Consider the following 24,596-nt stretch of genomic DNA (forward strand, 5'->3'; position numbering starts at 1 on the left):
AATCGAGCAAGTTCAAGCCGATTTGAGCTGATTGCTTCGATTAATCTGATCCGTTTGCAGGTCTTTAAACTTGAGCCTGAAAATATCCTTAGTCAGCCTGGTGAAAAATGCCGAAGAGAGGGGATGGTGGCAGGCCCGGGGCTGTCATAGGATGCCAGTCATGAGCTGTCAGACCCGATTCATCCACCTTCGTGTTCACACTGAATATTCCCTGCTGGAAGGGGCTGTACGGCTGAAAAAGCTGCCCAAGCTTTGTGCCGATGTCGGCATGCCCGCAGTGGCGGTGACCGACACCAACAACATGTTCTCGGCGCTGGAGTTTTCCGTCACGGCCAGCGGTGCGGGCATTCAGCCGATCATGGGCTGCCAGGTCGATTTCGGCTCTGCTCAGGCGGCCCCCGGTGAAAAGACCCAGCCGCCCGCGCCGCTGGTTTTGCTGGCGCAGAACGAGCGCGGGTATGAAAACCTGATGAAACTCAACTCGGCGCTCTATCTGCGCGATGACGGGCAATTGCCTCATGTCACGCTGACCGATCTTGAGGGCCATGCCGAGGGGGTGATTTGCCTTAGCGGCGGGCCAGATGGCCCGGTGGGGCGACTTTTGCAGGCGGGTCAGTCCCCGGCGGCAGAGGCGCTGATGCGCGAGTTGCACGCGGCCTTCGGCGACCGGTTTTATGTGGAATTGCAACGGCATCCCGGCGAGGATGGCGCGCCCGAGACTGAGCGGTTGACCGAGCGTGGGTTCGTCGAGATGGCCTATGGCATGGGTCTGCCGCTGGTGGCCACCAACGACGTTTATTTCCCCAAGGCCGAGATGTATGAGGCGCACGATGCGATGATCTGCGTCGCCGAGGGCGCCTATGTGGATCAATCTCAGCCGCGCCGACGGCTGACTAATCAGCATTACTTCAAATCGCCGCAGGAAATGGCGACGCTGTTCGCCGACCTGCCGGAAGCAATTGAAAACACGGTGGAAATCGCCAGGCGCTGCGCCTTTGGCACCTATCGCCGCGATCCGATCCTGCCGAAATTTGCCGATGACGAGGTGGACGAGCTGCGCCGTCAGGCCGAGGCGGGGCTGAAAGAAAGGCTGGCGGTCATCCCCCATGCGACCTCGGTCGAGGAATACGAGAAACGGCTGGAGTTTGAGCTGGGGATCATCGAGGGCATGGGCTTTCCCGGCTATTTCCTGATCGTTGCCGACTTTATCAAATGGGCCAAGGATCGTGACATCCCGGTGGGGCCGGGCAGGGGGTCGGGCGCGGGCAGCCTCGTGGCCTACGCGCTGACGATCACCGACCTTGATCCGCTGCGTTATTCGCTCCTATTCGAACGGTTCCTGAACCCCGAGCGGGTTAGCATGCCCGACTTTGACATCGACTTCTGCATGGATCGCCGCGAGGAGGTGATCCAATACGTGCAAGAGAAATACGGCCGCGACAGGGTGGGGCAGATCATCACCTTCGGTGCGCTTCTGAGTAAAGCGGCGGTGCGCGATATCGGACGCGTGTTGCAGATGCCATACGGGCAGGTCGACCGTCTGTCTAAGATGATCCCGGTGGAAGGCGTCAAACCGGTCAGCATCGAACAAGCGCTGGCGCAGGAAGATCGCCTGCGTGAAGAGGCGAGAAACGAAGAGGTCGTGGATCGGCTGCTGAAATACGGCATGCAGGTCGAAGGACTTTTGCGCAACGCCTCGACCCATGCGGCGGGCGTGGTGATCGGCGACCGACCGCTCGATGCGCTGGTGCCGCTCTATCAGGATCCGCGCTCGGACATGCCTGCCACCCAGTTCAACATGAAATGGGTCGAACAGGCGGGACTGGTCAAATTCGACTTTCTGGGGCTGAAAACCCTGACTGTGATCCAGAACGCCATCGAACAGATCCATGGCGAGGGTCGGGACCTGCATATAGCTGCCGATGGCAGCACGATCTATCAGCCGGCGCCGGGGGCTGAGAACCAGATCAACGCGATCCCGCTGGATGATCCCAAGACTTACGAGCTTTATTCGCGCGCCCAGACGGTGGCAGTGTTCCAGGTCGAAAGCTCGGGCATGATGGATGCGCTCAAGCGGATGAAGCCTGACTGCATCGAAGATATCATCGCGCTGGTGGCGCTCTATCGTCCGGGTCCGATGGAGAATATTCCGAAATTCTGCGAGGTGAAGAACGATCTTTCGGACCGCGAAACGCTGCACCCATCGATTGACCATATTCTGGACGAGACGCAGGGCATCATCGTCTATCAAGAACAGGTGATGCAGATCGCGCAGGAGATGGCGGGTTATTCACTTGGTGGTGCGGACCTGTTGCGCCGGGCGATGGGCAAGAAAATCCAGGAAGCGATGGATGCGGAACGGCCCAAATTCATCAAGGGCGCCAAGGAAAACGACGTCGATGACAAGACTGCGCTAGAGGTCTGGAACCTCCTGGACAAATTCGCCAATTACGGCTTCAACAAATCCCACGCGGCGGCCTATGCGGTGGTCAGCTATCAGACCGCCTGGCTGAAGACCAATCATCCGGTCGAATTCATGGCCGGGGTGATGAACTGCGATATCCACCTGACCGACAAGCTGGCTGTTTACTTCGAGGAAGTGAAAAAGGGCCTCGATCTGCCCTACGTGCCGCCCTGCGTGAACCGGTCCGAGGCGACGTTCAGCGTCAAGCAGGGCTCTTTGCATTACGCGCTGGGCGCGCTCAAGAACGTCGGGGCAGACGCCATGCGGCTGATCACCGAGGCGCGTCGTGCCGGAGCGCACGCTGGCGAGGCCACTGACAAACCTTTCGTCACGCTCTACGACTTCGCCCGGCGGGTGGACCTGAAGCGCATCGGCAAGCGCCCGCTGGAAATGCTGGCACGGGCAGGCGGGTTTGACGAGCTGGATCGCAACCGCCGCCGTGTGTTTGATTCTGTCGAGCGGCTGATGAACTATTCCGCCGCGATCCATGAACAGCGGAATTCCAATCAGGTGTCGCTTTTTGGAGAGGCGGGCGACGACCTGCCGGATCCGCGCCTGTCACCGATTGACGACTGGTTGCCTGCCGAACGGTTGACCGAAGAATTCAAAGCGGTTGGGTTCTATCTTTCGGGCCATCCGCTGGACGACTACATGACTGTGCTCCGACGCAAGGATGTAAAAACGCTGGATGAGGTCATGGCGCAGGCCGAACGCGGGGCTGCAGTAACCAAGATGGCGGGTGTCGTGGCGGGACGGCAGGAGCGTAAATCAGCCCGCGGCAACCGGTTTGCCTTTGTGCAGCTTAGTGACACGACCGGCGGGTATGAAGTGACGATGTTTTCGGAAACGCTTGAGAAATCGCGCGAATATCTGGACACCGGATCGCAGGTGGTGATCACCGTCGAGGCGACGATGGAAAGCGAACAACTCAAGCTTCTGGCCCGCTCGGTACAGCCGATTGACGGGATTGTCGCCGATGCCGGTGCGGTCGGCTTGCGCATCTTCGTGGAGACGCCCGAGGTAATCCCATCGGTCGCGTCGGTGCTGCAAGGGGCAGCCGATACGGTAAAGAATGTAGGCCGAGGACCAATCTTATTTTGCTTGTTGGATAGGGGCTTGCCGGGTGAAGTTGAAGTTGATTCCGGACAGGAATTTCCGGTTAACCCACAGATTAAAGGCGCCATCAAAAGCCTGGATGGCGTTGTCACGGTCGAAGAAGTCTGATCCGCATCGCGGCCCTAGCTCAAGTCGTACCGTAGTCCTTGTCTTTTCCTCAGACTAGACCTGCGACCCCCGCCTGCGCTATGGAGCGCGGGTGTAAAAGGTTAACGGTTTGTTTGGGGGGGGACTGGTGAGACATTTTATTGCTTTGTCTGCGGTTATGCTGCTCGTTGCCTGTGGGGATCCGATGGCGACCATGCCGCGCCTGTCTGACGCTGATATTCCAGAGGACACCACCACGCTAAGCGCGATCCCGGATGGCCAGCGTGAAACGGCGGAAGGTACGGGTCTTTTCTCGCGCCTCTTCGGCAGCAACGTGAACGATGAGCGTTCTGAGGATTCCAAGGCCACCCCGGCAGCCGTGGAGGAACCCGCCCCTGCCGACAAGGAGTTTCCGCCAGAGGCTTACGGCGTTACCGCCGAACTACCCGAGGTACCCAGGAAACCGGGCGGCATCCTCGCCGCGCTGTTTGCGCCTGACCGCAACGATGACACTGCCCCCCGGATCGCGCCCGGAAACAGCCAGAACATACGGCTTCCTTATGGCCGCATTGCCAGCGTCTGCGAATTATCGGAACGCAGCATGGGTAAGAAGGTGGCGCAATACCCCGAACGCCGCCCGCGCCATAAACTCTACGACAGCGACCCGGGCAATACGGTGCCGCACACGTTCTATCTGACCGGCTTTGCCGATGGCTGTGCCCGGCAGTTTACCGCGTCGCTGGCGGTGTTCGGATCGGTCGGCATGCATGAGCAGCTTCGCTATGGCCTGCCCGCCGAGGTGCAGCCCTATAGCGATACCGACAGGGCCTACGAAAAGGTCAAGGCGCGGGTGTGCGGCGTGCCGCGCAGGAAACCCTGTGGAAACAAGCTGGGCAGACTTGAAAACGATACGGTTTTCCTGAGCATCTATGAAAATTTTGGCGACAATCAGCGCTGGTCGAACCTGCTGTTGCATAGCGGAAAACTGATGGCGCAGGATATCAAGGGCTAGCGCGGCCGGATCTGCTTGGCTCTACCAGTGCGGTGGGCGTTCATCGCCGCCCAGCACGACCTGACCGCCCACATTGGCCTCTCGCTCGGCCTCGCGTTCCATCAGCATCTGTACGCGACGGGTGAGGATTGCCAATTCCGTTTCCTGACGCGCGATAACGTCCGACAGCTCGTCGACCGAGCGGGTTAGGTGGGCAATCTGTTCTTCAAGCCGTTTCATGGCCCCGATCTAGCGTTTTATCGGCGCACTGGCAATAACGCCGCCGCTTGCCCCCGCGCGGCCCATCCGATAGACCGCGCCGCAAAGACCAGCCGCAAGGAAAATGCCTCATGGCAAAGGATAAAAAACAGCCCCGCCCCAAGGCCGAGACGCCCAAGGGGTTCCGCGATTATTTCGGTGCCGAGGTGTCGGAGCGCGCCGAGATGCTGCAAAAGATCGCCGGGGTCTATCATCGCTATGGCTTTGACGCGCTGGAAAGCTCGGCGGTTGAGACGGTCGAGGCTTTGGGTAAGTTCCTGCCCGATGTGGACCGCCCGAATGAGGGCGTGTTCGCATGGCAAGAGGATGCCGCGGACGAGAAATCTGGCGAAATGCCCGGAGACTGGCTGGCGTTGCGCTATGATCTGACCGCACCGCTGGCGCGCGTCTATGCCCAGCACCGCAACGATCTGCCGATACCCTATCGACGCTACGCGATGGGTCCGGTCTGGCGCAACGAAAAACCCGGCCCGGGACGGTTTCGCCAGTTTTATCAATGCGATGCGGATACGGTCGGCACGACCTCGATGGCGGCGGATGCCGAGGTGTGCGCCATGCTCGCCGACACGCTGGAAGAGGTCGGTATACCGCGCGGCGACTATCTGGTGCGGGTGAATAACCGGAAGGTGCTGAACGGAATTATCGAGAGTGTCTTTTCCATTCAGCTGGACAATGCGTTTCCTGATGGTCTTTCACCTATGGGAAATCAATCTGCAACTCTCCTGCAAGAGAGAATGGCTTCGTTGACAGATGACGTGCTTAGAACGTTGGATAAGCACGACAAAATCGGCGATGAGGGCGTGGCAGAACTCTTAGGTGGGGGGCGTAAAGACCAATCTGGTGCGTTTATTCCGGGCCTAGATCTGCCAACATACATTATCGACGGTTTTTTAGCATTTATTAACGCTAGGGGTGAGAGCAACGAAGAAACAATTCAGCGACTTCGCGAAGTTGTTGCCCACAGTGATTTAGGAGTAGAAGGCGTAAACGAGCTTGAGCAAATCGCTGGTTTGTTGGAGGCGGGCGGCTATGGTCTCGACCGTATTGTAATTGATCCCTCTGTCGTACGCGGCCTCGGCTATTACACCGGTCCGGTTTTTGAGGCCGAACTGACCTTCGAGATTTTCGACGAGAAGGGACGCAAGCGGCAGTTTGGCTCGGTCGCGGGCGGGGGGCGTTACGATGATCTGGTCAAGCGGTTCACCGGGCAGGCGGTTCCTGCGACCGGTGTCTCCATCGGCGTTGACCGCCTGTTGGCCGCGCTGCGTGAAAAGGGCCGGATCGGCGGCACGGTCGTGGGGCCTGTCGTGGTCACGGTCATGGATCGCGACCGGATGGCGGATTATCAGGACATGGTGGGCAAGCTGCGTAAGGCGAATATCAGGGCCGAGATTTATCTGGGCAATCCGAAGAATTTTGGCAACCAGATGAAATATGCCGATCGGCGTGGCAGCCCGCTTGCGGTGATTGCGGGCAGCGATGAATTCGATCGCGATGTTGTCCAGATCAAGGATCTGATCCTTGGGGCACAGATTGCCGAGAACGCGACGCTGGAGGAGTGGAAGCAACGCCCCAGCCAGTTCGAAGTGCCGCGCGATCAGCTTGTGGCGAAGGTAAAAGAAATTCTGGACGGGCAGGGCTGATGCCGGAACGCGCGGCGATCAAGGCCGAAGCCGCACGGCTGCGCGGGCTTTTTGAGGCGGCGGGGGCGATGCCGGTCGAAGCCTCGATCCTGCAGCCTGCAGAGGTGCTTTTGGACCTTTATGGCGAAGACATTCGCGGACGTGCCTATGTGACGTCGGATGTCCTTAGAGGCGAGCAGATGTTGCGGCCGGATTTCACCGTGCCGGTCGTGCAGATGCATATGGCCCACGGGGCCGAACCGGCGCGTTACACCTATGCGGGCGAGGTGTTTCGCCGGCAGGAGGATGATCCCGAGCGGGCCAGCGAATACATCCAGGTTGGCTATGAGATTTTCGAGCGCGACGCGCCTGCGGCGTCCGATGCCGAGGTCTTTGCGCTGTTTCATCAGATGCTGGCACCGCTGGGCCTGCGGGCGGCGACCGGGGATATCGGTATCCTGATGGCCGCTGTGGACGGGTTGCAGACCAGTGACCGGCGCAAGGCGGCACTGCGGCGTCATATCTGGCGTCCGCGCCGGTTCAGGGCGCTGATCGACAGGTTTTCTGGCCGTGCGACGGTGCCCGAAAGCCGGGCCGCGCTGCTGGCCGCAGATGATCCGATGGCCGGGCTGGCGCCGGTGATCGGGCTGCGCAGCAAGGCAGAGATTGCCGCGCGGATCAAGGTGCTGCGCGAGGATGCAGTGACGCCGCCGATCTCGGCAAACGAAGTGGCGTTGATCGACGCGGTACTGGGCGTGCGTGAAACCAGCGGCTATGCCCTGGAGCGGCTGCGCGATATCGCTGTCGACCTACCCGCGATTTCAGGCGCGGTCGATCGTCTGGCAGGGCGGCTTGAGGCTCTGGCTGCGCGGGGCGTTGATGTCGAGGCGCTGGATTTCGAGGCCTCTTACGGACGCACCCAGATGGAGTATTACGACGGGTTCGTGTTTGGGTTTTACGCGGCCTCGCGTCCGGAATTGCCGCCGGTAGCCAGTGGCGGGCGCTATGATGCGCTGACCAGACAGTTGGGGCAGGGGCGCGAGATCCCGGCCGTGGGTGGTGTGATCCGCCCCGGGCTGGTCGTGGCCCTCGGGGGGGCGTCATGAGTATCAAGCTGGGCGTGCCCTCGAAGGGGCGGTTGATGGAAAAGACATTCGGCTGGTTCGGTGATCGCGGCGTGGTGCTGGGGCGCAGCGGGTCAGATCGGGAATATGCAGGCTTTGTCAAGGGGATTGGGAATGTCGAACTGGTGCTGTTGTCGGCCGGTGAGGTGCCGCGCGAACTGGCTGCCGGGCGCATTCATCTGGGTGTGACCGGCACCGATCTGATACGTGAAAAGCTGGGGCAGTGGAATACGAGCGTCAAGGAACTGGCGCCGTTGGGGTTTGGTCATGCAGATCTGGTGCTGGCGGTGCCCGCGGCCTGGGTTGATGTCAATACGCTTGATGATCTCGATGCGGTGGCGGCGGCGTTCCGTCAGGCGCACGGGTTCCGGATGCGGATTGCGACCAAGTACCATCGGCTGGTGCGGGATTTCCTGCGCGATCACGGCGTGGCCGATTACCAGCTAGTCGACAGTCAGGGGGCGACCGAAGGGACGGTCAAGTTCGAGACGGCCGAGGCGGTTGCCGATATCACATCGACCGGCGATACGTTACGGGCCAATCACCTTAAGCTGCTTGAGGATGGGCTGGTGCTGAAATCCCAGGCGACGCTGTATCAGTCGGTCGCAGCGCCGTTGGGACAGGAGAACCGCGAGACCATGCGCGCCATGAGACGCCTGTTGGGCATTGATTGATGCGAGAGTGGATCGTCCCGCTCGGACGCCCGCCCACCCCTCCCTGTCCGTCCTAGCGGGACGATGCGCCTGACGGCGCGGATTTGCCTTCTAACCAGTCTTTTGCAATGCTGTTGCCATGAAGATCAGGACCATCCGGGCCACCCCCGTGAACATCCCTTTCGTGGCACCATACAGGTTCAGCTATGGTGCAATTGCTTCGCTGACCAAGACCATTATCGAGGTGGAAACCACCGAGGGAGTGGTGGGATTAGGCGAATGTGCCGATGGCGACCGCAGCGCCGACGTGCTGACACTGGCCGAGCGTCTTATTGGTCTGGATATTCGGCTTATTTCCGAGATCGAGCGCAGGGTCGTGCCGGGCATGGCCTGCACGCCCTGGGATAACCTGCTGGCAAAGCGGCGCGCCTTTGGGGGTATCGAAATGGCGCTATGGGATGCGCGCGGCAAGTCCGAGAACCTGCCGATCTGGCATCTGCTGGGCGGCAAGCATCGCGACTTTGTACCGCTGACCGAATATTTCGCCTTTCGGTTGCCCGGACCGTCGCACCCCGGTGAGGCGACCCCGCTGGAGATCGCGCGGTTTTGCACCCGAATGATCGACGAGCATGACGCGCGGATTTTCGAGGGCAAGCTGGCGACCGTGGACCTGGACACCGAGGTTGAGATGATGCGTGAGGTTCGCGCGGCGATTGGAAATCGCGAGTTGCGGATGGATGCCAATGGTGTCTGGACGCTGCCGACAGCGAAGCGGGCTTTGACGCGTGTGGCACCCTACGACATCAGCTGGATTGAGGAGCCGGTTGAAAGTTATGAGGAAATGGCGGCTTTGCGCGAATTTACCGACATGAACCTGTCAAGCCACCGGATTGATCTGCGCCGCGCCGTTGAACTGGGCGCGCCAGACACTATCGTGACTAATCTGAATGAGCTGGGTGGGATTGCGGCGACAATGGCATTCATCCGATCATGCGAGACGTTTAATGTCGGTTTTCGGTTTCACAGTGGCGAGAGTGGTGTTGGGAGCGCCGCCTACCTTCAGGTTTCCGCCGCTGCCCGGCATGTGCATGACGCCAGCCAGACATTGCAGCGCTGGTATGCGGATGATGTGGTCGAGGGCGGACCAATGCAGCCGAAATCCGGCGGCTTATCTGTGCCGGACGGGCCCGGGCTGGGGGTGGTGCTTGACCATAAAGCCCTGATGCGCTGCCACGAACGCTACCGTGATGAGGGCGCCTTTCCAGCAGAGAGCACGTCCGCGCATTATGGCGGTAGCTTTCTGAAGCGATAATGTGTTTTCGCAGCTGTCAGGCTACCGCGGTCAAAACCGGAAGGTGCCGCGAACCTGTACAGTTGTGGCGTCAACGTCGGTCGCGGTTGAATTGAAGTTATCAAATTCATGATACAGCAATTCGCCGCCGAGGCTGAAATTCGGCGTCAGCGGCTGTTCATATCCCGCGCCGATAAAGTAGCCGTCATCGTCGCCCAGGGTGTCCGTATCGGCGTTGGCATATCCTGCCGTCCCATAGGCCAACCCCTGGCCGATCTTGTAGCCGCCGCGGAATTTGATCCGCCAGACCTCTTCAAGATCGGCGGTGGTGCCCAGACTGATGTCGGCAAAGTCGTAATCGGCACCCAGCCCGACAACCCAAGCGCCCAGATCCCAATCAAAGCCTGCGGTGATGCCCCCGATGCTGCCTTCGCCGTTTACACCGGCCAGGTTGGTCTCGACATCTGCGAATCCCAACTGAATCCCGGCATAGGCACCTGTCCAATCATTGGATTGCGCAAAAGCCGATGCTGCCGGCAACACGGACAAAACGAGAAAAGCGGCAATCTTTTTCATATCCGGCGACCTTCTTAAAACGCGCGCAAGCCCGTAAACGGGCAGTGCGCCGAGGCTCTGGATGGAAACCTATTCAACACCAAACCAGTGTAGCATATAATCGTCACCTGGGTCTGGTTTCTTCAACAGATAGTGAAAATTCGGTGAACTGCGTAAACGAGAGCGCTTCGGTGCAGTATAATATTTTCATGTTTATATATTTATAACAAATACTTACGATGTAATATTGGTCTAGATGACGTGCTCACACAAGAACGCCCCCGGTGATTGCCGGGGGCGCGATGTTTGCCTGCGGTGAGGCGATCAGAAGCGGAAGGTGCCGCGCAGTTGAACCGTGGTGGCATCAACATCAACGCCGGTGGAGTTGAAATTGTCGAACTCGTGGTAAAGAACCTCACCACCCAGGCTGAAGTTCTGAGCGATCAGGTGCTCGTAACCTGCGCCGATGACGTAACCGTCGTCGTCACCGATGGTATCGGAATCTGCATAGGCGTAGCCAGCGGTACCGTAAAGCAGGCCCTGACCAATCTTGTAACCGGCCCGTCCTTTCAGGCGGCCAATCTGTTCGATGTCGCCACCGGCGAAATCGTAGTCAGCACCAACGCCCACAACCCAGTTTCCCAGATCCCAATCATAGCCGCCGATGATACCGCCGATGAATTCGTCTTCGTCACCACCGGGCGACGCGTTAAAGTTGCCGTAGCCCAGCTCGACACCGCCGTAGAAGCCAGTCCAGTCGGGCGACGCCGGAGCCGGAGCGGGTGCAGCGATGACAGGTTCCGTCGCGACGGGTTCAGGCGAACCCGCAAGGGCCGGTGCGGTTGCCAGGGCCAAGGCGGCGGTGGCGAGTGTAATCTTCTTGAACATGTTAACGTCCTCTTGATTTCGGTGCCCCTCGCAGGGCGGTTTTGCGCGGCATCCGGCAGGATCGCCGGTCTTTTGTGCCGTGTCTGATAAGGCGGTATTTGATGTGCCCATGAGGTAAAACAAGAGCGGGTCGGTAAAAGTTCCGATCACAAAATTTTGTGGTCAGATCTGCGCGGAAAATGGCTGTTTGACCGGCGGGTTTCCGCAGGAAATTGAGGCGTTTGCGCAACATTCTAGTGGTATTCGTGCGTGACCACTGGATCTAAAGGCGAGGTTTCCCATCTGACACGGTTTTGCGGGATTTACTCGGTGAGGATCGCCCCATTCGGGCGCCCGCCCACCCTCCCTGTCCGCCCTCACGGGGCGATTTGGGCGGCGTACCAATGTGTCAGAGCACGCCGATATCTGCCAGTGCCGCCGAAAGATCGTCTGGCAGCGTGTCATCACTCAGCCGCGTGCGTGGCAGGTCAGCCGGGGCATCACCCGGATCGAGATAGCGCCAGCCCTGGAACGGACGGCGTTTGACGCTCGTGGTGCGGATCAGCTCTGGCGCAAGCACGAAAGCGCAACGCCGGATGCCGTCGCTGCCGATCACCTCGTCAAACCGCAGAACGCGCTGGCGGCAGCGGATGAAGCCCTGGATCACCCAGAAGATGCTACCGCCTTCGAGGATTTCCGCCTCGCGCTTGGGCCACATGCGGGTGACATGGCGCGGCAGCCCATCGGGGCCTTGTGCCCGTTTGGTTTTATACCACTCGGCCAGCCCGTCGACGCTTTCGGTGCCGACGCTGAGTTTGAGCAGATGCATCATCGCCACAGAATCCCCCCTTGGGCCACATAGAGTAGTGGAAATGCCGCAGGCTTCAAGCTATTGTGGTTGCCTGCCGCCTTTTAAGGAATCGATTGATGACTCGTTTCGCTGCCCCGATCGCCGAACAGATCTGGAATATGAAATACCGCTATACGCCCTCAAACGGGGCGGATGGCGATCAGTCGGTCGAGGATAGCTGGCGGCGAATCGCGCGGGCGTTGGCAGCGGTCGAAGAGGCACCGGAGCTGTGGGAAGATAGATTTTACGCAGCGCTTGAAGATTTCAAGTTTCTGCCAGCCGGGCGGATCACCTCGGGGGCCGGGACCGGACGTGCCGTGACGCTGTTCAACTGTTTCGTCATGGGCACGATCCCTGACGACATGAGCGGGATATTCGATGGGTTGCGCGAAGCCGCGCTGACCATGCAACAGGGTGGCGGGATCGGCTATGATTTCAGCACCATCCGACCCAAGGGCGCCGAGGTTAAAGGTGTTGGTGCCGATGCAAGCGGGCCGCTGAGTTTCATGGATGTCTGGGACGCGATGTGCCGCACTATCATGAGCGCGGGCAGCCGCCGCGGGGCAATGATGGCGACGATGCGCTGCGATCATCCGGATATCGAGGAATTCATCAGCGCCAAGGCCGATGCAGCGCGGCTGCGCATGTTCAACCTGTCGGTGCTTGTGACCGATGCCTTCATGGAGGCTGTCAAGGCCGATGGCCCGTGGGAGCTGACTTTCGACGGCAAGGTCTATCATACGATCCAGGCGCGTGATCTTTGGAACAAAATCATGCAGGCGACCTATGATTTCGCCGAGCCGGGGGTGATCTTCATCGATCGGATCAATCAGGCCAACAATCTGAATTATTGCGAGGATATTGCCGCCACCAACCCTTGTGGCGAACAGCCTTTGCCGCCCTATGGTGCCTGTCTTCTGGGGTCGGTCAACCTGGCGCGGCTGGTCAGCGACCCGTTCGGAGATACCGCCGCGCTGGACAAAGAACAACTGAACGAACTGGTCAGCACCGCCGTGCGGATGATGGACAATGTGGTCGATGTATCGCGCTTCCCGCTGGAGGCACAGGCGCGCGAGGCGCAGGCCAAGCGCCGGATCGGGCTGGGCGTGACAGGGCTTGCCGATGCGCTGTTGATGGTGGGCCTGCGCTATGGTTCGGACGAGGCGGCGCGTCAGACGTCGGACTGGCTGCACGCGATTGCCCGCGCAGCGTATCTGGCGTCGGTGGCACTCGCGAAGGAGAAAGGCGCGTTTCCTTTGTTCGACGCCGAGGCTTATCTGGCCAGCGGTACGATGCAGGGGATGGACGAGGATGTGCGCAAGGCCGCGGCCGAACATGGTATCCGCAATGCGCTTTTGACCTCCATCGCGCCCACCGGCACCATCAGCCTTTACGCGGGCAATGTCAGTTCGGGCATCGAGCCGGTCTTTGCCTATTCCTATACCCGCAAGGTTCTGCAGAAGGATGGCAGCCGCACCGAAGAAGAGGTGGTCGATTACGCCGTGGCGCTCTGGCGGGAAAAATTCGGGGATGCGCCGCTGCCGGATTATTTCGTCAACGCCCAGACGCTGGCCCCTTCTGATCATGTGAAGATGCAAGCTGCGGCGCAACGATGGGTCGATAGCAGCATCTCGAAGACCATCAACTGCCCAGAGGATATTTCCTTTGAGGCGTTCAAGGATGTCTACCTGCAAGCCTGGGATACGGGCTGTAAGGGGTGCACCACCTACCGGCCCAATGATGTGACCGGCAGCGTGTTGAGCGTCTCCGAGAAAGACACGAATGCGCCTAGCGGGACTGCGCCGGAAGTTGTCGCCGATAGTGACGCCGAACCGCTCACCCCCCATGGTGACGTGATTTACATGTCCGAGCCCCTGGACAGGCCCAATGCGCTGGAAGGCAATACCTACAAGCTGAAATGGCCTGACAGCAACCACGCGATCTATATCACCGTCAACGATGTGGTGTTGGGCGGCCATCGCCGCCCGTTCGAGGTATTCATCAACTCCAAGAATATGGAGCATTTCGCCTGGACGGTCGCCCTGACCCGGATGATCTCGGCGGTGTTCCGGCGTGGTGGGGATGTGTCTTTTGTGGTCGAGGAGCTCAAGGCTGTGTTCGACCCGCGCGGCGGTGCCTGGATGCAGGGAAAATATGTGCCGTCTATTCTGGCCGCGATCGGCGGCATCCTTGAAAAACATATGATCCAGACCGGGTTTCTGGCGGGTGAGGGGATGGGTCTTAAGTCAGACCCGCAGGCCGAGGTTGTCAATCTGGGCGACGCGCCCCGGGGGCCGGCCTGCGCGGCCTGTGGTGAATTCGGGATGCGCATGGTCGAGGGGTGCATGACCTGCCCCAGTTGCGGTCATTCGAAATGCGGCTGATCAGCACGATAGACCCGATTTAGGAGCGGCAGAGCGACTAAACCTCAGGCGGAAGAAATAGGGCTGATTTTGGGCTTGAGCGGACGTTGACGACGGACGCCCCGCGCGGAACCAAGGCCGAAGGCCGCCGCGCGATCGCCAGACCGCCCCCCCGGGCTGGCGATTGGCTGGCGTTGGCGTAAGGTTTTGAGGTTCTTCTGACTTTGCCGAGATAAAGTGCACGCCATTGACGTTGGCCGCTATCCCGCGGTCTGGCAATAGCGCAGCTTGTCGCTGTCAGCGTTAATGCCCGCTCAAGGTTAATACCTGGTCGTCCTTCAGCTTAATCTACAGGTCGCGGCCCAACGCCCTTGCGATGGCGTGAAAGGCTGCCATGCAATCCCTCACCCGGCTGGGGTTGGTGAATTCGGGCCAGGTTGAAAGTTTGACGAAAACCATGCCGCGTTCCGGGGAGACATAGATCGTCTGCCCGAATACGCCGAGGCAAAGATGACCCGTCCGGTCACTATCCTCGATCCAGAACTGATTGCGATACCGGCCATTGGGAAAGTAATTCTGACCATAGTCGTTGAAAAGGCCGTGATCGCCGCTGCGGATGTCATCGACCCATGCTTTGGGGATGACCTGTTTACGGCCCACCTTGCCGTCGTTCAGATAGGCCAGTCCGACACGCCCGAGATCGCGCAGCGTTGCGCTGAACCCGCCACAGGACAGTCCGTAACCTGATGTGTCGACGGTGAAATTGGCATGTTCTTCGGCACCGATCGGGGCCCAGAGATGCTCGGACACGATCTGGGGCAACCGCTTTCCGGTGACACGTTCCATGGCATGGGCCAGAACATCGGTTTCGATTGAACGGTATTGGAACCGCGCGCCATGCTCGGCGTCTTTCACCTGCATCGAGAGGATCTGATCCCAGATGTTGCTGGGCCAGTATTCATGATCGTACCCTTCCGGCACCGGCTTCCAGCCGCTGGCCACGTCCATCTTGCCGATATCGCTGGCGCGGTTGGCATAGTCGGTCTCGTCGAAGCGCACACCCGAGGTCATATCCATGACCTGTTGCAGGCTCGCCCCCGCCCAGGCGGTATGGGCCAGTTCCGGCAGTGGCTCGGTCACCGGGGCAGACGGATCCAGTAACCCCTCTTCGATCAGGGGGGCGGCGGCGGTCGCGGTGATGGATTTCGATACCGATTGCACCAGGTGCAGCGTGTGCGGCTGCATCCCGTTCCAATAGCTTTCATGAGCGATCTTGCCGTCCTTCAGGATCAGCAGCCCGTCAGAATAGCTATAATCGATCCATTCGGCGATGGTGGCGGGACCATGCTGCGCCTCGAACGTTATATCTTCGATGGATTCATGTGCGTCCGCCAGTGGGGAGACTGTCGTTCCCCGACGCACCGGCGCCGTGGGCAGCAGTTCCTGGATGTGCTGAAAGCTCCAGCGGTTCCAAGGTGGACGATCCCAGTCAATCCGGGGCACACGCCAGTCCGGCGGCGGTGGGCTGCCCTGCATGATGGGCGGCGTAGGTTGCGAATTTACGTAGCTGTGCATCCGAATCTCCGAGAGTACCGCACCACTGTTCAAGTGTCGTGGGTCGTTCGGCACAGCATTTAGCATTTCAGGCGGTTTGTTAATCTAAAACCTGTTTGCGCCTCCCTGTCTGGAACCCCACGCGGTGATCAAGATGCCATAGGACAGATTGGCATAGATCACCGCGTGGCGCTGCACACCGGTCACCCGATTGGGATGATCATGCAGGATGGCCAGCTTTAGGACAGGAAAAAAGCTGGATCAGCGCATGACATCGGGCGAACGGGATTCAAGAGGCGGTGCTGGCCCCCCGTTGCTGCATAATATCGTAACCGCCTGCCGCGGCTGCGGTACCGCAGAATGCAATCAGGGTAAGGGCGGTTGCAAATAGCATCTTCCTCATTCTTAAGGCCGCTTGCTCTGTCAAAACCGGAAACATTACAGAAGAATGCCGACGAGGGTTGGCAGAAAAGGCCTGAAAATGCGGCGCGAAATAGGCGTTTAAACCGGATTTAAATCGAATGCGCTTGGTCGCGGGCTATCGGGCATCGCCGAGACGAGCGTCAGCCTTGTGACAGGTATTTTTCAGCCTCGCGGCGGGCAAACGGTTTCATGTGTTTTCCGTTGGCGGCCATAAAGGCGCGGACGCGGTCCGGGTCATGTTTGCTGAGGTCGCGCAGCCACCAGGCGACGGATTTCTGGATGAACCAGTTTTCGTCCCGTACATAGTTGTTCGCCCAACCCAGCACCCGGTCGCGAATGGCGGCATCGGCGGGCTTTGGGTGGTTCTGTTTGGTCCAGGGCAGGGTGATGACCATTGCCGCCCGGCGGGTCCAGTGGCTGTCGGATCTGGTCCAGCTCTCGACCTCGTCCAATCGTGACGGATCGGCCTGCAGGCGTTTCTGTCCGGCCACGCAGGCGTGATCGGCAATCGCCCAGCTGTCGAAATCGGGTACCCAGGATTTGATCAGCTCCCAACAGCTTTCATCGGGGCGGATGCGGGCCTGTGTCAGCAGTTTTGCGGCGGCCAGTCGGGCCTCGAAGACATCTGTTTGCCAAAGGCCGTCGGCCAGCGCGACACGGCCCTCTATCGTAAGCTGCCCGCGCCACTCTTTCGCGAGATCGTTGATCGCCGGGTTTGGAATGCCGAGATAGCGGCGTGGCACCTTATGATAAGCTGCCATCCCGTCGGATCGCCCAGGTTCGATATGGGTGCCCAGTGCATCAAGAGCCTGATCTGGAGTCATTTTTCGACAATACCGGTTGGCGCACCATCCAAGGTCAACGCGTTTCGTTCTGCCCAGTAGGCGGGAATGCTATCGCTACCCTTGTCTGCAGCCCAGTGTTTCAACGTGTCACGTTCCCCGGCGTGCTCAAAATAGGGCACCGCATAACCGCAGGATTTCTGCACCATCTCGATCTTCATGTCATAGATCTGCCGCATGCCCAGCTCTTCGGGGAAATTTGCCGCCAGTTCAGGCCAGTCGGCATCGCGCGGATGAATGGCGCGGGCGGTGCCATAGGCGCGCAGGATCATCGGCTGCTTGCTGAAGGAGCACCACATCAGAGTCATCCGGTTGTTCTGCGCCAGATGCCCGGCGGTTTCATTGCCGCTGCCGGTGAAATTACGCCACAGAATGCGGTTCGGTCCCAGAACCCGCAGGCTGTCCATGCCCTTGGGTGAGACGTTGACCTTGCCTTCCGGGCCAGCGGAACCTGAGAAGAACAGGTGTTGCTGGCCGATGAATTTGATGTGCTGATCGCTCAGGCTGTCATACTGGGTGCCCATATTTCACTCCACCGTCACGGATTTGGCTAGGTTGCGAGGCTGGTCTACATCGGTCCCTTTGGCGATGGCGGTATGATAGGCCAAAAGTTGTGCGGGCAGGGCATAGAGAATCGGTGTCAGAATCGGATCGACCTGCGGCAGGATAAGGCTCTGCCAAACCCCGTCGCCTGCCTCCTCAGCGCCAGCGGTATCGGTGATCAGCATGACTTTGCCGCCGCGCGCCATGACCTCTTGCATGTTCGAGACGGTCTTGTCGAAAAGCCCGTCACGCGGGGCCATCACAACAACAGGCATCTTCTTGTCGATCAGCGCGATTGGGCCGTGCTTCAGTTCTCCGGACGCATAAGCTTCGGCGTGTATATAACTGATTTCTTTTAGTTTAAGGGCACCTTCTAAGGCTAGGGGATACATCAGCCCGCGTCCCAGAAACAGCACGCTCTCAGCCTCGGCCAGGCGGCGCGCGGATTTCTTGAAATCTGCGTTGTTTTCAAACGCATGATTAAAGATGCCGGGCAAGGCGCGTAGCGATGAAAGCTTGTCGGCGAAATCCTCTGCACTGATGGCGCCGCGAGCGCGGGCCGCCTTGAGCGCCAGCAGCAAAAGCACCGTCAACTGGCAGGTGAAGGCCTTGGTCGAGGCGACGCCGATTTCGGTGCCGGCGTGGATCGGCAAGGCAAGATCGCTTTCGCGCGAGATCGAACTTTCGTCGACATTGACCACCGAGACGATCTTGTCGGCCTTGCCTTCGCAATAGCGCAGGGCGGCCAGCGTATCGGCCGTTTCGCCCGACTGGCTGACGAATAGAGCTGCAGTGCCGGGTTCGATTGGCGGTTCGCGATACCGGAACTCTGACGCTACATCGACTTCGACCGGCAGGTTTGCGATCTGTTCGAACCAGTATTTGGCAGTAAGGCAGGCGTAAGAGGCGGTACCGCAAGCCACCATCACCATCCGGTCGATCTTGCTGAAATCCAGCCCCTTGCCGGGCAGCACGATATCGGTGCCCTCTTTGTTGAGGTAGAAATTCAGTGCATTCGAGATCACCATCGGCTGCTCTGAGATTTCCTTGGACATGAAATGCTTGTGCCCGGCCTTGTCAACGCGGGCGCTGTCAATCTGGACGGTTTTGATCTCGCGATTGGCGATGTTGCCGTTGGAATCTGTCACCTCAAGGCTGGTGCGGGTGATCACCGCCATGTCGCCTTCTTCAAGATAGGTGATCTGGTTGGTTAGCGGGGCAAGCGCGATGGCATCCGAGCCTACGAACATCTCGCCATCGCCGTGCCCCACCGCCAGCGGACTGCCCTTGCGGGCGGCGATCAGCAGATCGGCCTCGCCATCGAACAGGAAACAGAGCGCATAGGCGCCTTCCAGCTTGGCGATGGTTTTGCGGGCGGCGTCGACTGGTGTCAGACCCTCTGAAAGGAAATACTGCACGGTCAGGGCTACGGTTTCGGTATCGGTGTCTGTTTCAAATCCAATCCCGTGGCTGGCCAGTTCTTCGCGCAGCTCGCGATAGTTTTCGATGATACCGTTATGGACCACGGCGACACGGCCCGCACGGTGGGGGTGGGCGTTCGAGACATTCGGCGCGCCGTGGGTGGCCCATCGGGTGTGGCCGATACCGGATTTGCCGGCGAGCGGCTCGTGTACCAGAAGATCGCTGAGATTGACCAGTTTGCCTACCGCGCGGCGGCGGTCGAGTTGATCGTTGTTTATGGTGGCGATTCCCGCGCTGTCATAGCCGCGATATTCAAGCCGTTTGAGCGCCTCAACCAAGGTCGGCGCGGCTTCGTGATGACTCAGTACCCCTACAATACCGCACATTATTCTGCCCCTTTATCGCGTTTTAGTTTCTTGTTTCGTAGTATTTCAAACAGCTTAACTGCAAATCCCGGCTTGTTGACCTGGCTGGCGCGTGCGACGGCCATCGCCCCCTCGGGCACGTCCTTGTTGATCACCGATCCCGACGCGGTCATGGCGTTGTCACCTACGTTCACCGGCGCAATTAGCATGGTGTTGGAGCCGATAAAGGCGTGTTTGCCCACGTCGGTGTGGTGTTTCATCACGCCGTCATAATTGCAGGTGATTGTTCCGGCGCCCACATTGGTGGCCTCGCCCAGATGGGCGTCGCCGATGTAACTCAGGTGATTGACCTTCGCCCCTTCGTCGATGATGGCATTCTTGATCTCGACAAAATTACCGATGCGGGTGTCTTCGGCCAGTTCGGTTCCGGGGCGCAGGCGAGCGTATGGCCCAACGGTGGACCCGCGCGAGACATGGCACCCCTCAAGATGCGAAAAGGCGCGGATGTGCGCACCGGATTCGACTGTCACACCGGCGCCGAAGACGACATTCTGTTCAATCACCGCATCGCGCCCGATCACAGTGTCATAAGCGAAATGTACGGTTTCAGGGGCCGGCATCGTGATGCCTTCTTCAAGCGCCTGCGCACGGGCACGTTCCTGAAAGGCAGCTTCGGCTGTTGCAAGTTCGGCTCGGGAATTGATGCCCATCGTCTCGGCTTCGTCACAGGCTATGGCCGTTGCTGAAAGCCCGCGGGAGCGCGCGATCTCAACGATATCGGTCAGGTAGAACTCGCCCGAGGCATTATCGTTGCCAACTGCGTCGATCAGCGCGAACAACTCTTTGGACTGCGCCGCGATCACGCCGGAATTGCAGAGCGTAATTGCGCGGGTGGCGTCATCGGCGTCCTTGAATTCGACAATCTTTTCCAGCGTGTCGCCTTGCATCACCAGACGGCCATAGCGCCCCGGATCGGCCGCGTCGAAGCCAAGCACCACCACGTCATGGCTCTTGCGGGCCTCGGCCATTCTGAGCAGCGTGGCTTCGCTGATAAAGGGCGTATCGCCGTAGAGCACGATGGCATCGCCGTCATGCTCTGCCAGTGCCGGGGCGGCCTGCGCCACCGCATGGGCCGTGCCCAGTTGCTCGGTCTGGCGGGCGATCTGGACATCTTCGTCATAGGCTTGCGCGGCTCTGGCCACGGCGTCGCCATCGTGGCCCACTACGACCACCGATGCATCCGGTTCAAGCACCTGACCCGCACGCATGGCATGCACCAGCATCGGGGCGCCGGCAATCTGATGCAGCACCTTGGCCTTGTCCGATTTCATGCGGGTGCCTTTTCCTGCCGCCAGGATGATCAGCGCTGTGCCCATGAGGTTTCTCTTTGTAATTACAATCCGCCCGTTTTATCCGGATACCAACCCGGCGCAAGGTCGTGCGGGATCAAACTAGGTTGCGGGATGTGACAGTGATGTGCAGAAAACCGCCTATCTTATTGAATTGAAGGGAAAACAAGGCTGATGCGAACAGTGGTTTTTGACCTGGACGGCACTTTAGCGGATACCAGCGGTGATCTGATCGCTGCCGCAAATGCCTGTTTTCAGGATATGGGCGTGGGCAATCAGCTTGATCCGGCCAGGGATGCGGGTACGGCGTTGCGGGGCGGGCGGGCAATGTTGCGTCTGGGGTTCGAGCGTCTGGGCCGGGCCGATGAAGAAGCCGATATTGACCGCTATTACCCAGTACTTCTGGACGCGTATGAGGGGGCGATTGATACGTATACCATGCTCTATCCCGGGGCGATGGACGCGGTTGAATTGCTGCGAAACGATGGCTATGCGGTGGCGATTTGCACCAACAAACCTGAATACTTGGCGCGCCTTCTGATGACCCGCTTGGGTGTGTTGGAGGCATTTGGCGCGCTGATCGGCGCCGACAGTCTGCCCACGCGAAAACCCGACCCGGAAACCTTGTTCGAGACGGTGCGGCGCGCAGGCGGGGACACCGGCCGGTGCCTGCTGGTGGGGGATACGGTGACTGATCGCGAAACCTCGCGCCGGGCCGGGGTGCCGTCGATTCTGGTCACCTTTGGGCCCAATGGCGAAGATGTTGCGGCCCTCGCGCCCGAGGCCATGATTGATGCTTACGATCAGCTCTCCGGGGTGGTGCGACGCCTGATTGGCTGAGCGCCGGATGCTCTGCATTCGTGAGGCAACTATTGTTTATGAAAATCGTAATGAGCTTACAGGAAACGTGATGCGGGGCGCGACGCAGCGGGTCAGGCATTGACCTGTCGGTAAGCTGGCCTCAGAAATATGTCATGACAGAAGTATTTTCAGGCAACTTCACCCAGCAGGAGCCGATTCCCGATGAGGGGATCAAAGCGGCGCTCGAGGTGATGCAGAGCGGGCGATTGCACCGCTATAATCTGCAACAGGACGAGGTCGGAGAAACCGGCCTGCTAGAGCAGGAATTCGCGGCCTATGTCGGGGCGAAATATGCTTTGGCCGTGGCCTCGGGCGGATATGCCTTGGCAACGGCGTTGCGCGCGGTGGGCGTCAAGCCGGGTGACAAGGTGCTTACCAATGCATTTACCCTGGCGCCGGTGCCGGGATCGATTGCCAGCATCGGTGCTGTGCCGGTTTTTGTGGGTGTCACCGAGGATCTCACAATCGATCTCGACGATCTGGCAGCCAGGGCAGGCCAATCCAAGGTGCTTATGCTGAGCCATATGCGCGGGCATCTGGCCGACATGGACCGGCTGATGGAGATCGCGGATGAGGCCGGGCTGATCGTGATCGAAGATTGCGCTCATACGATGGGAGCTGCGTGGAACGGACGGGCGTCGGGGCGCGACGGGCTGATCGGGTGCTATTCGACCCAGACCTATAAGCACATGAATTCCGGCGAGGGCGGGTTTTTTGTCACCGACGATGATGAGGTGATGGCGAGGGCAATCATCCTGTCGGGATCGTACATGCTCTATGGCCGCAACGGTACTGTGCCGCCGCCAGAGGTGTTCGAGCGGGTGAAATATGAGACCCCTAATGTTTCGGGCCGGATGGATCATCTGCGCGCAGCGATTCTGAGGCCGCAACTGCGCAAGCTGGATAGTCAGTGCGCGGCGTGGAATGCGCGTTACGAGGTTGTCGAGGATGGGCTGCGCGGTACGCCGGGTCTGACTGCGATTAACCGTCCCGAGGCAGAAACCTATGTCGGCTCGTCAATCCAGTTTCTGTTGCTGGACTGGAGCAATGAGGCCATCGACGAGGTATTGCAGCGTTGCAAATCCCGCGGCGTGGAGTTGAAGTGGTTCGGTGGGGCGGAGCCGTCGGGCTTTACCAGCCGCTACGACAGCTGGCGCTATGCCCCGTCCGAGCGCATGCCCAAGAGCGACCGTATCCTCAAAGGGATCATCGATATGCGCCTGCCGCTGACTTTCAGCCTTGACGATTGCGCCCTGATTGCGCGGATCATCCGGGCTGAGGTGGGCGCGGTATTTCAGGCGACCTGAAGCCGTTTCAAAACGCCTCATGATTTTGCGGGATTGACCCGACTCACTTTTGCATTCTATAAATGAACAACTGTTCAATAAAATGCTGAGGACGCGACGGATATGTTCAATGCCGTGATGCAATTCGATCTGGGTGAAGATGTGAACGCGCTACAGGAAATGGTGCATCGCTGGGCGCAGGAGCGGGTCAAGCCGATGGCGGCTGAGATCGATACCTCGAACACATTCCCGAACGCGCTTTGGGCCGAAATGGGCGAATTGGGCCTGCTGGGCATCACCGTGCCCGAGGAATTCGGCGGCGCGGGCATGTCATACTTGGCGCATGTGGTGGCGGTCGAGGAAATCGCGCGGGCCAGCGCCTCGGTATCGCTCAGCTACGGGGCGCATTCGAACCTGTGCGTCAACCAGATCAAGCTCAATGGCACCGATGAACAGCGGCACAAATACCTGCCGGGACTGATCTCGGGCGAAAATGTCGGCGCCCTTGCTATGTCCGAGGCGGGGGCGGGCAGCGATGTAGTCAGCATGAAGCTGAAAGCGGAGAAGCGGAACGATCACTATCGTTTGAGTGGTAACAAATACTGGATCACCAACGGGCCGGACGCGAGCACGCTGGTGGTTTACGCGAAAACAGACCCCGAAGCCGGATCGAAAGGCATCACCGCCTTCATCATCGAAAAATCCATGACCGGGTTTTCGACCAGCCCGCATTTCGACAAGCTGGGCATGCGGGGCAGCAACACCGCCGAACTGATCTTTGACGATGTCGAAGTGCCGTTTGAAAACGTGTTGGGTGAGGAAGGCAAGGGCGTGCGCGTGCTGATGTCAGGGCTGGACTACGAGCGCGTTGTGCTTGCCGGCATCGGCTTGGGGATCATGGCGGCCTGTCTGGATGAGGTCATGCCATATCTGGCCGAGCGCAAGCAGTTCGGCCAGCCGGTCGGGAATTTCCAGCTGATGCAGGGCAAGATCGCCGACATGTACACGGCGATGAACTCGGCGCGGGCCTATGTCTATGAGGTCGCCAAGGCCTGCGACCGGGGTGACGTGACCCGTCAGGACGCGGCGGCCTGCTGCCTTTATGCCTCCGAGCAGGGCATGACGCAGGCGCATCAGGCGGTGCAGGCGATGGGCGGGGCCGGGTTTCTGAATGACGCGCCGGTCGCACGCATCTTCCGCGATGCCAAGCTGATGGAGATCGGGGCGGGGACAAGTGAAATACGCCGCATGCTGGTAGGTCGCGAGTTGATGGGGGCGATGGGGTGAACGTGTTTCGTAAAGCTAAGTTTCCCTGTCCTGTTTGCGGACATTTGCTTGGCTATCTTGCCGTCGCAAGTGCTGCCGAACAACACCCGAGCTGGCTATTGTCGCGAGGTCGAATAATAGACTGCCCAAACTGTGAGAGCGATCTGAAAGCCGAATTGCCCTACGCAGTAGTCATCTCTCTGATCTTGTTTGCAGTAATGATTGCAAGTGGGTTCTTATCGTCTGAAATCACGCGATTGGTTGTGCCGTTATGCATCGGGTCAGAAGTCTGGACCGGAGAAATTTTGGGTGCCACGGTCTCAATTGCCTGTTTTATAACGTTTTTTACCGCAACTTTTCTTCCAACCACGGTTCTACTTCTAAGGTCATCAATTCGGCTGCGGCAAGTCTGTGGAGTTACGG

At 59.4% G+C, this 24,596-nt stretch carries 19 protein-coding genes; 10 read left to right on the plus strand and 9 right to left on the minus strand.

Going from position 1 to position 24,596, the window contains the following annotated elements; all coding sequences use genetic code 11:
• The first annotated feature begins 160 nt into the window (after positions 1-160).
• Both dnaE and LC334_RS03240 read left to right on the plus strand, forming a co-directional pair.
• Positions 161-3,688 (plus strand): DNA polymerase III subunit alpha, encoded by a 3,528-nt coding sequence (gene dnaE / locus LC334_RS03235; protein WP_085798826.1) that lies wholly within the window; start codon positions 161-163, stop codon positions 3,686-3,688.
• A 127-nt stretch (positions 3,689-3,815) separates the two neighbouring features.
• A complete protein-coding gene (locus tag LC334_RS03240; protein WP_139836284.1) occupies positions 3,816-4,679 on the plus strand; it encodes a hypothetical protein in 864 nt (287 codons plus the stop codon).
• A 21-nt stretch (positions 4,680-4,700) separates the two neighbouring features.
• On the opposite strand, the gene LC334_RS03245 is transcribed toward LC334_RS03240, so the two are convergent.
• A complete protein-coding gene (locus LC334_RS03245) occupies positions 4,701-4,898 on the minus strand; it encodes a SlyX family protein (protein WP_085798828.1) in 198 nt (65 codons plus the stop codon).
• A 110-nt stretch (positions 4,899-5,008) separates the two neighbouring features.
• Between LC334_RS03245 and hisS the strand changes: the two genes are divergently transcribed.
• From hisS to LC334_RS03265, 4 genes are all read left to right on the plus strand, one after another.
• Positions 5,009-6,580, plus strand: a complete 1,572-nt coding sequence (gene hisS / locus LC334_RS03250; protein ID WP_085798829.1) for a histidine--tRNA ligase — start codon at positions 5,009-5,011, stop codon at positions 6,578-6,580.
• Positions 6,580-7,665: an ATP phosphoribosyltransferase regulatory subunit gene (locus tag LC334_RS03255; RefSeq protein WP_085798830.1), complete on the plus strand. Its 1,086-nt coding sequence runs from the start codon at positions 6,580-6,582 to the stop codon at positions 7,663-7,665. Before hisS ends, LC334_RS03255 begins: the two co-directional genes overlap by 1 nt.
• Positions 7,662-8,357, plus strand: coding sequence for an ATP phosphoribosyltransferase (gene hisG, locus LC334_RS03260; protein ID WP_085798831.1), 696 nt, complete (start codon positions 7,662-7,664; stop codon positions 8,355-8,357). The genes LC334_RS03255 and hisG overlap by 4 nt, the downstream gene beginning before the upstream one ends.
• A gap of 118 nt (positions 8,358-8,475) precedes the next feature.
• Positions 8,476-9,648: a mandelate racemase/muconate lactonizing enzyme family protein gene (locus tag LC334_RS03265; RefSeq protein WP_085798832.1), complete on the plus strand. Its 1,173-nt coding sequence runs from the start codon at positions 8,476-8,478 to the stop codon at positions 9,646-9,648.
• A gap of 30 nt (positions 9,649-9,678) precedes the next feature.
• Here the strand turns inward: LC334_RS03265 and LC334_RS03270 are convergent, their stop codons facing one another.
• From LC334_RS03270 to LC334_RS03280, 3 genes are all read right to left on the minus strand, one after another.
• Complete coding sequence (locus LC334_RS03270) at positions 9,679-10,203, minus strand: outer membrane protein (RefSeq protein ID WP_085798833.1); 525 nt, start codon at positions 10,201-10,203, stop codon at positions 9,679-9,681.
• 303 nt (positions 10,204-10,506) lie between these two features.
• Positions 10,507-11,070 (minus strand): outer membrane protein, encoded by a 564-nt coding sequence (locus LC334_RS03275; RefSeq protein ID WP_085799148.1) that lies wholly within the window; start codon positions 11,068-11,070, stop codon positions 10,507-10,509.
• 388 nt (positions 11,071-11,458) lie between these two features.
• Complete coding sequence (locus LC334_RS03280; protein WP_085798834.1) at positions 11,459-11,881, minus strand: DUF1489 family protein; 423 nt, start codon at positions 11,879-11,881, stop codon at positions 11,459-11,461.
• A gap of 95 nt (positions 11,882-11,976) precedes the next feature.
• Between LC334_RS03280 and LC334_RS03285 the strand changes: the two genes are divergently transcribed.
• A complete protein-coding gene (locus LC334_RS03285; RefSeq protein ID WP_085798835.1) occupies positions 11,977-14,283 on the plus strand; it encodes an adenosylcobalamin-dependent ribonucleoside-diphosphate reductase in 2,307 nt (768 codons plus the stop codon).
• A 327-nt stretch (positions 14,284-14,610) separates the two neighbouring features.
• Here the strand turns inward: LC334_RS03285 and LC334_RS03290 are convergent, their stop codons facing one another.
• The 5 genes from LC334_RS03290 to glmU all read right to left on the minus strand — a co-directional run bounded on the left by LC334_RS03290 (position 14,611) and on the right by glmU (position 20,787).
• A complete protein-coding gene (locus tag LC334_RS03290; RefSeq protein WP_085798836.1) occupies positions 14,611-15,837 on the minus strand; it encodes a serine hydrolase domain-containing protein in 1,227 nt (408 codons plus the stop codon).
• A 542-nt stretch (positions 15,838-16,379) separates the two neighbouring features.
• Positions 16,380-17,063, minus strand: a complete 684-nt coding sequence (locus LC334_RS03295) for a DNA alkylation repair protein (RefSeq protein ID WP_085798837.1) — start codon at positions 17,061-17,063, stop codon at positions 16,380-16,382.
• Positions 17,060-17,605, minus strand: a complete 546-nt coding sequence (locus tag LC334_RS03300; protein WP_085798838.1) for a pyridoxamine 5'-phosphate oxidase family protein — start codon at positions 17,603-17,605, stop codon at positions 17,060-17,062. The genes LC334_RS03295 and LC334_RS03300 overlap by 4 nt, the downstream gene beginning before the upstream one ends.
• A 3-nt stretch (positions 17,606-17,608) precedes the next feature.
• A complete protein-coding gene (glmS, locus tag LC334_RS03305; RefSeq protein WP_085798839.1) occupies positions 17,609-19,432 on the minus strand; it encodes a glutamine--fructose-6-phosphate transaminase (isomerizing) in 1,824 nt (607 codons plus the stop codon).
• Positions 19,432-20,787, minus strand: a complete 1,356-nt coding sequence (gene glmU / locus LC334_RS03310; protein ID WP_085798840.1) for a bifunctional UDP-N-acetylglucosamine diphosphorylase/glucosamine-1-phosphate N-acetyltransferase GlmU — start codon at positions 20,785-20,787, stop codon at positions 19,432-19,434. The genes glmS and glmU overlap by 1 nt, the downstream gene beginning before the upstream one ends.
• Before the next feature lie 147 nt (positions 20,788-20,934).
• Here glmU and LC334_RS03315 point away from each other — a divergent pair, with 147 nt between their 5' ends.
• From LC334_RS03315 to LC334_RS03325, 3 genes are all read left to right on the plus strand, one after another.
• Positions 20,935-21,600 carry an HAD-IA family hydrolase gene (locus LC334_RS03315; RefSeq protein ID WP_085798841.1) on the plus strand — a complete coding sequence of 222 codons (666 nt, stop codon included), beginning with the start codon at positions 20,935-20,937 and terminating at the stop codon, positions 21,598-21,600.
• A 134-nt stretch (positions 21,601-21,734) separates the two neighbouring features.
• On the plus strand, positions 21,735-22,928 hold the full coding sequence (locus LC334_RS03320; protein WP_085798842.1) for a DegT/DnrJ/EryC1/StrS family aminotransferase: 1,194 nt from the start codon (positions 21,735-21,737) through the stop codon (positions 22,926-22,928).
• 102 nt (positions 22,929-23,030) lie between these two features.
• Positions 23,031-24,194, plus strand: coding sequence for an isovaleryl-CoA dehydrogenase (locus LC334_RS03325; protein WP_085798843.1), 1,164 nt, complete (start codon positions 23,031-23,033; stop codon positions 24,192-24,194).
• Positions 24,195-24,596 lie beyond the last annotated feature (402 nt).

Source organism: Roseovarius aestuarii (assembly GCF_019966515.1).
GTDB classification, from domain to species: Bacteria; Pseudomonadota; Alphaproteobacteria; order Rhodobacterales; family Rhodobacteraceae; genus Roseovarius; species Roseovarius aestuarii.